Origin of the sequence: Marinobacter sp. DSM 26671 (genome assembly GCF_900112835.1) — a bacterium.
Taxonomy (GTDB): Bacteria; Pseudomonadota; Gammaproteobacteria; order Pseudomonadales; family Oleiphilaceae; genus Marinobacter; species Marinobacter flavimaris.
Map to the genome: position 1 here is coordinate 63,230 of NZ_FONF01000001.1, position 9,454 is coordinate 72,683.

A 9,454-nucleotide genomic window follows, 5' to 3' on the forward strand; every position below is an offset into this window, starting at 1 on the left:
GGCTGTACCGCTACAAGTGGCGGATAAACGTCTTGTGACAACAATAAAGCAGCAAAGACGGAGCAACTATGAAAACAACAAAGATCGGAAATGCCTGTAAGGCCGCCCTGGCGGTCACTATCACCGGCAGCTTGTTTGCCGGCACCGCCCAGGCCCAACTGGCCGGGCACAACGTGATCCTGGTTCACGGATTTCAGCAACAAGACCTGGCCAACCCTCCCGCCAATCTGCAGGAGGTGAAGAACGCCGGCGAGGACTATTGGCGTACTTTCTGGCTCTCCCGGGCCGAGGCCCGTATCGACTGGGGCAGTGACGGGCGCGTTGAAGGTGGTATTGCCCAGCAAGCCTATGAACAGATGCGTCAGATCAGTCAGCAAGGTCTTTGCAATGACTTTTGCATCGTTGTTTCTCACTCTACCGGGGATCTCGTTACCCGGTATCTGCTGGAAAACCAGGCACGCTGGCTTCAATCCGAGGGCCTTCAGCCGTTGAAAATCCTGGCAACCCTGGATTACTCCGGCGCCGGCGGTGGCACTGAACTGGCCAACCTGGCACTCAGCCTTGCCTACAACGACAGCTGGTACAACTGGCCCCTCCGGGCCGCAGTAGAAGCCTTCACCGGCATTGAGCCGGAACCCGGCAAGCTGGGCGTGGTAAACGACCTGCAAACCAACGCAGCGCGTAACCTGGCGGTGAGCCCGAATGGAATCCCAAGGTTGCGTTTCGTGGCTGGTGGGTCGTCCTATGGCGGTATCACCAAGCCATTCATCGCCGGCACGGACGATGGCGTGGTACCCACCCATTCGGCCTGTGGTGCCACCTCCGCCGCCGGGATCGATTCCTGCTCTTCCAGCATCAGCCTGGCGGGCAAGGTAACGAGCCAGGATGGCCCGGCCGCTCTTTACTTCAACCACTATCCGGTACTGATGAACGAGGGAGTCACCCACAGCGGCGTGCTCGGCTCCGAGACGGGCAACATCTCCGTTCCGGTGGTCAACAACACCACTCTCGGCGGTTTGCAGGTGGATTTCGCCAGCCGCACCTACAACAAGCGCGCCTGGTGGCAATGGTGGGGTTCCGGTGACCGGTACATTGAAGTGCCCGGCTCAGATCAGACGGATATGTCGAATCTGGTTTACACAACCCTGAATAACTGACCTTAAACCTACGAATACTGTAAAGGGCTCAGGGAAGAGCCGCCTCTCACCTCGGTAGTTTTACCCATCTTTTCTTTTTAGTTCGCAAACTATACATTGGTTCGCTTTCGCCGTTCGATTCAACCACTGCCGCCAAGCGATATCCGATGTCTGACACTCACAAATCCGATCTTCTACTGGTTGTTGTCACCCTGTTTGCAGCCATCAGCTGGATGTTTTCCAAGGAAGCAGTACTGCTGATGCCGCCTCTCATGTTCATGGCGGCCAGGTTTTTGATCGCCGGGACTGTGCTCGCCTTTTTCGCCCGTCGGTCGCTGATGAAACTGAGCGTCGATCAGCTTCGCCGAAGTGTGGGTGTCGGGCTGGTGTTTGGCACGGCCATGACCTGCTGGGTGATGGGACTGGTTCATATAACGAGCCTGGGTGAAGGCGCCTTTTTGACCAGCCTGGGTGTCGTAATAGTGCCGATTATCGCACGCCTGGTGTTCAAGGAAGCCCAACCGCCGAGCACATGGTTGGCCATTCCCATTGCCGTTGCCGGGCTCGCGCTGCTCTCCCTTGAGAACGGATTTCGCCCCGAAGCGGGCCAGATTTTCTTTGTCATGGCAGCGACGATTTTCGCCCTGTATTTCAATCTCAATACCCGGGCAGCCAACCAGAGAACCGTGATAAACCGGCTCGGCAGAACGGTGGAAAAGCACCGCGTACCCGCCCTGCCCCTCACAGCCATTGCGCTGCTGACGGTCGGCCTGCTCACCCTGGTTGAATCCATGATTATGGAGCCCTGGCGGCCTACCCTGAATAATCTCTCACCAATGCTGGTCTGGTGGGTGGTGGCCAGTGCCGTGATTGGCACGGCCGGTCGTTTCCTTCTTCAGACGTTCGCCCAGAGCCTGTCTGCGAACAGCCATGGCGTGGTGATTCTGGTACTTGAGCCGGTGTGGGTTGCTCTGTTCGCGGCAGGATGGTTTGGCGAGTCTATGACCGGCATTCAACTGGCCGGCTGTGGCCTCATCTTTGCAGCCCTGATCGTCAACCGCTGGGCTGTGCTGAGCAAAGCCATCAAGGAAAAACTCCGCAAGCGGAAAACCGCATAAAAGTGGTTGACCAGCATCGGCTGAATCAGTATATTTCGTCCCCGTTGCAGGACACAGGACCATAGCTCAGTTGGTTAGAGCGCTACCTTGACATGGTAGAGGTCCCCAGTTCGAATCTGGGTGGTCCTACCAATTCTGCAACAAAAAGAGTCACTTAGAGCGCAAGCCAAGTGGCTTTTTTTGTGTCTGCCCACATAGAACGGCTTGGGGAAAGCCTGGCAACTACCCCACCTTGCGCCAAACCAAACCACCTTTCGCAGTAAGTACCTCTCTTTAAAACCGGCTCCTGACATTCATGTTTTTAGCTTCTCCGGCGTGATCAGGCACCGACCGTCGGTTAAGACTGCTCTCCATATCATCTTCATTCGACTAATAGGTGTCACTGTTTCGTAACAACCGAAAGAAGTTTAATTATTCGGTTTTGCACACATCTTTGACTTTCTTAAGACTCAAGTTACGCTTCCTTCAGAGCCTTAGCGTACAAATGTACGCTGAATGAAAATAAGCTGTTAAGGCTCTCTGTCAGCACAACTAAAACAAGAATGAACGACGTGGAGACTCCTATGCGTGTCTGTATAGCTCGAATGCCGAGGGCTTTGCGCCTTCTGATCGTATCAATTTTCGTTATTTCTCTGCCTGCCTGTAACAACGACTCGAACGACTCGTCTGCGATTTCAACTGATCCGACGGAGGTTACAACGTCGGAAGGAGTAATCACTGGTGTGCTTGTCAGCGACGGTAACGGCACCGAGATGAAACAATGGCTAGGCGTTCCATATGGCCAATCGACCGAGGGAGCAAACCGTTTTCGTGCGCCCCAAAGCCCGGAGCCCCGGTCAGATGTCTTGCAGGCAACAGAATTTGGTGATGCGTGCCCACAAACGCCAGCGCAATCTCCATTTGCCATCCAAAGTTCGAATCCAGGGTCGAGTACCTCAGAGGATTGCCTGAACCTCAATATCTACGCGCCTGGTGAGGGTGAGAATCACCCGGTAGTTGTCTGGATTCACGGCGGCAGTCTGGATACCGGCGCCGGTTTTCAGTCCAGCGCGAAACCTGACAGGTTGGTGAAAGAAGGCATCGTTGTAGTGGCCATCAATTATCGCCTGGGTGTGCTTGGCTACCTGGCGCATCCAGCACTTACTGCCACCTCACAAACCTCTGAAAAGGGATCGGGAAATTACGGTCTGATGGATCAGATTAAAGCCCTGGAATGGCTGCAGGCTAACGTTGCTGCATTTGGGGGTAACCCGAATAACGTAACTCTGGTCGGTGAGTCTGCAGGCGGCTTCAGCATCAAGGGGTTAATGGCTGCAAATGATCGAACGGACGGTTTGTTCCAACGTGTCATCGTTCAAAGTGGTCCATCCTTCTTTCAGGAAACGCCCACTGAAGCGGAGCAACGGGGCGCAGGCTTTATGGCCAGCCTTTGCGCGGGAGATTCGTCGCCTGAAGCAGCGGAGTGCCTGCGTAATCTGACACTAGAGCAACTCCTTGCTTTGCAGGCCGGCGATCCTGAATTCGGTTCGGAGATTGTTCAGCGACCGGGTGTTCTTGAGCAGACTGTGGCAGCCGCCTTAGCAAGTGGGCAGTTCACCGCAGACCAGGTGTTGGAGGGCTCCAACCGAGATGAATGGCGATTGTTTGTTGCCGCTGAACAGCTGGTGAGTGGTCGCGATTCACTTGAGGATCGGCTTGCAGGGAGTTCGACGGACTATCGGCAAGAACTGATCCGGCGATATGGTTCAGTCACGGAGGCCAATGCAGACGCAGTGGTAGATCGCTATCCCCTGAATGATTTTGACAATGCCGACATCGCGGTCTCTGCCGTAGGCACCGATGCTATCTTTGCGTGCCCAGGCTTTGGCAACATCGCAGCTGCCGCGAAACATGTCCCGGTCTACGCTTATGAATTTGCAGACGAAATGCCCCGCTGCCTTCACCATTATTTACAAGAGTTCAACCCGCGTTAGGTGCTGCGCACGCCACTGAGATTCCTTATGTATTTGCCTCTCAGGCTGAGCTGGAAGCAGAGTTCTCTGAAGACTCGGCAACGCTTGCAGAAACGATGGTCCGCTACTGGGCTGCATTTGCCCGCTCAGGCAATCCAACGCCGAGCGACGGAACTCTGCCTGCATGGCTGTCCTTTGTGAATCAGGGCTATCAATCGTTGCAGGCGCCTGCCGAAAACACTGGTCCTTTTTCGATGCTGTCAGGTGGCCCAACGTTCAACGAGGCTCGAAACTGCAGTTTCTGGTTAGGTAGTTGAAACTGGCACCTTAGAGGCACATCCTCTTGAAAAGCCCGGTGCGCTTCCGGCTCCGGGCTTTACTAATGAGGCCGAGTGAGAGGCATTCTAAGATTCGCGCCAAGCCTTTCTGGCGCTGCTGATAAGAGGCTCCAAAAGGTAGTCTATCGGTCGTCTATCAATGGTGCGAATAACAATATCAGCAGTCATCCCTGGCTGTATTCTCCGGTCTCCTAAACGCAAAATTTCGCTATCCTCAACCTCTATTCGGGCTTTGTAATAGCTCTCTTCAGACTTGCTATCCTCAAAAATATCCGCAGCCACGTATGTCACGACACCTTGAATTTCGGGAACTTCACGTTGGTTGAAGGCCGTGAATTTGACGCCGGCGGCAAGGCCCGCGCGCACGTTGTCAATATCCTGAGGGCTGACCGCGGCCTCAATAATCAGGCGATCATGGACAGGGACAATTTCCATCAATACAGCACCGGGGGAAACCACGCCACCCACTGTATGCACTCCAGAACCGACCACCACGCCATCAACGGGAGATTTTAACTCCGTCTGGTCCAGTACATGTCTGGCAGCCAGCAAACGCTCGGTATAGTCGTGAACCTCTGCCTGCACTTCCTTGAGCTCATTAGACACCGACTCCTTGAATGATTTCATCAGCTGGAACTTTTCCAGCTCCTTCTCCCCGATATTCGAATTCGCGGCGGCGATCTGGGAAATCAATTCACCGCGTTCCCCGGCCAGTTCAGCCCCATCCCTCTCCAGTGCAAGCACCCTGGTTTTATCAATCATTCCCCTGGCGAGCAAACCCCGCAGCCCCTCCAGCTCGCCCTCGATTGAATCAATCTGAGAGGCCTTGGCGTTCTGCTGGGCATTGAGCCCCTGTATCTGTTCGCGCAGATGCAGGATCTGCTGGTCAAGTATCTGGATCTGCCCCTTTAGTGAAGTTCGGCGAGCCTCAAATAACAGGCGCTGGGATTTCATGATCTCCAGAGCCTTCGGATCGGAGGTACGTTGAGCCAGAGGCTCCGGAAACTCTATTTCCTCAGCATCTTCCTGTTCCGCCAGGAGTCGGGCCTTGGATGCCTGGGCGGTTTCCAGCCCCTGGCGGATCAGTTCCATCGAGGTGCCTGCCCGGGTTTTGTCCAGGAGCACGAGCGGCTGTCCAGCTTCGGCCATATCCCCGTCCCGCACCAGGATCTCTGCCACAATACCGCCTTCCAGGTGCTGTATCTGTTTGCGGCTTGTGTCTACCCGAACCGATCCGGCTGCCAGAACACCACTGGCCAGTACTGTCAGCAGCGACCAGAGTAGGAAACCTCCGATAAAGACCAGAATAATAACAACACCGGTATAAATGGGAGCGTTTGGGGAAGTAACGATTGGAGGCACGCTGTCTTCAACTGGAGTCATCACTGCTTTCCTTGATTCTCGTTGGCGCTGACCCTTGTTTCAGCAGCAGTCAGCTTCACACGACCGTTCTTGACAGGGATCCGTGCCTCGACATTGCTTCCGACGATACCGGAACCGGCTGCTCCATAGGCAGGCACAGTGGTTTTCTCCGCCGGTACCTGACGAGTGATCCCCGGAAGAACCTCGTCTAAAGGACCGAACTGGCTAAGGACTCCATTTTGAATAACCATCAGTTTATCGACTCCACCGATAACCGTCGGTTTATGGGCGATCACCACGCAGGTAATCTTCTGCTTTTTTAGCCAGCCAATCAGTGTGCGTACCGAAGATTCACCCTCTGCATCAAGATTCGAGGTGGGTTCATCCAGCACAATCAATTTGGGAAGATCGTAAAGTGCTCGGGCCAGACCGATACGCTGGCGCTGCCCGCCGGAAAGGTTGGCTCCTCCGGGTCCAATCAGCGTGTCGTATGCCTTAGGCAGATCCAAAATCATACTATGGCCACCGACCAGCTTGGCGGCAGTGACTACTTTCTCCGGGTCTGCTTCGCCGAAGCGGGCAATGTTGTCCGCAACCGTACCCGGAAAGAGCTCAATATCCTGCGGCAGATACCCGATATAGCGACCCAGCTGGGCACGGTTCCAATTGAGGAATTCAGCACCGTCCAAACGGACACTTCCGGACTCAGGAAGCCAGATACCGGTCATCAGCTTGACCAGAGATGATTTACCAGCACCGCTGGGACCCGTTATACCTACCGAATCCCCTGCTTCTATGGCAAAGCTGAAGGCCTTGATGATGGGCGCCTCTGAACCGGGAGGGCGGGCATAGACATTTTCAAAGCCAATCTGCCCATTGGGTTCGGGTAATGACATTGGCGTACCGGCTTCATAATGCTCGAAGGCTTCCTGCAACCGCGCATAAGCACGCTTTGCACCCTGGAGTCCCTGCCAACTAGAGATGGAGGATTCCACCGGTGCCAGCGCACGGGACATGACGATAGAGGCCGCAATCATAGCGCCGGGACTGATAATGTCCTGGATCGCCAACCAGGCACCGGTGCCCAAGATCGCCACCTGAAGGGTAAAGCGAACGAATTTGGCGGCAGAAACAAGGGTTCCGGCACGGTCACTGGCGATCGCCTGAAACGCCAGTGCTGCACGCTGGTCTCCCAACCAGCGTTGCTGCAGATTGTCCAGCATACCCATTGCATTGATCGCTTCGGAGTTGCGCGCACTGAGTTCAGTAAAATCAGTCGCCTTGCGCTGGTGCTCACCGGCTTTTGCCAGCAAACCACAGGTGCGTCTTTCATTCCAGACAGCAAGGCCAAACAGCACAACCGCCCCGATGAGTGCCACATGACCAAGATAAGGATGCAATATATAGACAAAACCCAGAAACAAGGGCGCCCAAGGCACATCGAAGAGAGTCACCATGGAGGAGCCGGTAAGAAAGGTGCGTACGGTTTCCAGATCACGTAATCCGTTCGCTGTTCTCGCTCTACCCAGAATCAGGCGAAACAATTCGGGAGTAACCGTCTGACTGAAGTTGTTGCTCAATCTCACCAGAATGCGTGAACGCACCACATCCAGCGCCGCCAGAACAAGCAAAGCCGCGACTGCCAGCAGAGTAAGATAAACCAGCGTCGGTTCATTGCGCGACACCAACACCCGGTCGTATACCTGCAGCATATACAGCGGACCAGTCAGTATCAGCAGGTTCAGGAAGCAACTGAAGCCGAGTAGTACCTTTAGGTACCGCTTGAGCCCTGCTACCGCTTGCGCAAGAGGGCTGTCGTTGTCGGCCCCCGAAGGAACACCTGTCGTATCAGCCATGGCACGCAGCGGATATCGAACGAGTGCACCGTCCTCTTTGACGGAAAAGCAGGCCAGACAGACCGAGCAAAATTAAAACCCAGGACGCCGGTTCAGGAACCTCTGCGACAATCTGTTCACCACTCACTACAAAGGCAAGATCCCGGCCGTTATTTTTGCTCCAGGATTGACTGGCATCGACCCGGAACCAGTTGGCCGAGTCGCCACCGTTTGCTGCATCGGCCCAGAACCACATGTCATTAGCATCATTCATGACCGAAAGGAAGAAATCGCCGGGCCCCAGTACCAGGCTTAACGAAACGTCGTAGCGGTAAATCTGTTGAGCAAAATCATCGGTCACGCCGGTTTCTGCAGTTCGACTGACATCCAGCGAATCACTATTGGGTATGTTGACGCTTGCCGCAGGCCGCCCACCATCATCGTCGAACAACCGGATTGAAAAATCGTCTCCGGTATTAATCTCAAAGTACGAGCCCCACCAGGTCAGACCCGTGATGGAGTATTCCTTCCCCAGGGAGAAATTATCGGCGACCTGACTCCCGCCGTTCAGTGAACTAAAGGTTCCCAGACTTGTGCCATCATCCAGTAGAGATTGTGAGTAGATTGGCCCCGCCTCGGCCATGGGCAATGTCAGAGCTAGCACCAGACCCGTCAATAACTGCTTTGAGTTCATGAGAAACACTCCATTTTTTTGCTTTATTACCCCGCGTGTTGCCGGGCTCCTTCTTGGCTTTATTACCCGGAGCATGGCTACGCTCCGGGTAACCTGGGTCAGACGAACTGATCCGGGCCCTCGGGCTCATGAATACCAATCAGTGGCATATCAATCTCCAGAGGATCGACATCCGTAGTGCTGCCCTCACCGCCTGCTGACTGCGCCACCGCCTGCAAGGGTTCTGGCTCTGTCGCAACAGCGCCAAAGACAAACTCAACGCTATCAAGCAAGTAGTCGCTACCCTGACTGAGCGCTCCATTGGCAGGCGCCGCATAATCACCCTGATCATCTGCCAGCGCGCCATACACAAAAGTAGAGCCATCATAGGTGCCAGCAGTCAGTACCAATTGCGTGAAGCCCTGGCTCGCGGAGATTTGGACTGGCTGATCGCCGGCGAGATCATCGGCGTTGAACAGGACTTCTGCGACTACATTGCCCTGGTCGTCCAGCGCCTGCACCCTGCCCGACTCCCGGAAAACGCCTTCGGTATCGAGCCGGGATATCTCCAGCGTTGCTTCGGTAGCAACGCCATCCAGCTCAAAGCGAAGGGCTTCGGTTCCTTCAATCTCCTGGCGTGCCTGCCCGGTCTCAATGGCCTGTCCGCTGACACCGAGATCCCCGGCATAGATATCGCCTCCAGATAGCACATGGGAGCCGGCAGCAGAGAGGGAGGCATTGCTCCAGACTTCGCCGCTGTCAGTGATATCGGCCTTGTGAGTAATGGTCACGGACGCATCGGTCCAGGCATTACTCCAGGCATCCCGGTCAGACCTTGGCAGTCGGGTCGGAGCATCGCCCAGGGAGATGGTTTCAACTTCGCTTGGCAGCACATCGATGGTCACCGTGCCGGTGCTGTTGGTGGTACCGTCACTGACTGTATAAGTCAGCTCCTCGGTACCGACAAAGCCCGGATCCGGCGTGTAGGTGAAGGAGCCGTCCGTCGCTATATTGAGAGTCCCGTTGGCCGGGGCCTCAAT

At 55.2% G+C, this 9,454-nt stretch carries 8 protein-coding genes and 1 tRNA gene; 5 read left to right on the forward strand and 4 right to left on the reverse strand.

Features of this window, described 5'->3' with window-relative positions; genetic code table 11:
- Nucleotides 1-68: 68 nt before the first annotated feature.
- From BM035_RS00285 to BM035_RS23160, 5 genes are all read left to right on the forward strand, one after another.
- Nucleotides 69-1,157, forward strand: a complete 1,089-nt coding sequence (locus BM035_RS00285) for a hypothetical protein (protein WP_062782650.1) — start codon at nt 69-71, stop codon at nt 1,155-1,157.
- A 146-nt stretch (nt 1,158-1,303) separates the two neighbouring features.
- Nucleotides 1,304-2,254 carry a DMT family transporter gene (locus tag BM035_RS00290; protein ID WP_092029751.1) on the forward strand — a complete coding sequence of 317 codons (951 nt, stop codon included), beginning with the start codon at nt 1,304-1,306 and terminating at the stop codon, nt 2,252-2,254.
- 55 nt (nt 2,255-2,309) lie between these two features.
- Nucleotides 2,310-2,386, forward strand: a tRNA-Val gene (locus tag BM035_RS00295).
- Nucleotides 2,387-2,850: 464 nt separating this feature from the next.
- Nucleotides 2,851-4,227, forward strand: coding sequence for a carboxylesterase/lipase family protein (locus BM035_RS00300; protein WP_175497309.1), 1,377 nt, complete (start codon nt 2,851-2,853; stop codon nt 4,225-4,227).
- A gap of 50 nt (nt 4,228-4,277) precedes the next feature.
- Nucleotides 4,278-4,523 (forward strand): carboxylesterase family protein, encoded by a 246-nt coding sequence (locus tag BM035_RS23160; RefSeq protein WP_368073237.1) that lies wholly within the window; start codon nt 4,278-4,280, stop codon nt 4,521-4,523.
- Nucleotides 4,524-4,610: 87 nt separating this feature from the next.
- Here the strand turns inward: BM035_RS23160 and BM035_RS00305 are convergent, their stop codons facing one another.
- From BM035_RS00305 to BM035_RS00320, 4 genes are all read right to left on the reverse strand, one after another.
- A complete protein-coding gene (locus tag BM035_RS00305; protein WP_008171966.1) occupies nt 4,611-5,927 on the reverse strand; it encodes an HlyD family type I secretion periplasmic adaptor subunit in 1,317 nt (438 codons plus the stop codon).
- Nucleotides 5,927-7,762: a type I secretion system permease/ATPase gene (locus BM035_RS00310; protein ID WP_092029754.1), complete on the reverse strand. Its 1,836-nt coding sequence runs from the start codon at nt 7,760-7,762 to the stop codon at nt 5,927-5,929. Before BM035_RS00310 ends, BM035_RS00305 begins: the two co-directional genes overlap by 1 nt.
- The gene (locus BM035_RS00315) at nt 7,755-8,435 is read right to left on the reverse strand and encodes a PEP-CTERM sorting domain-containing protein (protein ID WP_008171969.1); all 681 of its coding nucleotides are present in this window, start codon (nt 8,433-8,435) and stop codon (nt 7,755-7,757) included. The genes BM035_RS00310 and BM035_RS00315 overlap by 8 nt, the downstream gene beginning before the upstream one ends.
- Nucleotides 8,436-8,533: 98 nt before the next feature.
- Nucleotides 8,534-9,454 (reverse strand): Ig-like domain-containing protein (locus BM035_RS00320; RefSeq protein ID WP_175497310.1); only part of this gene is annotated, 921 nt, incomplete at its 5' end.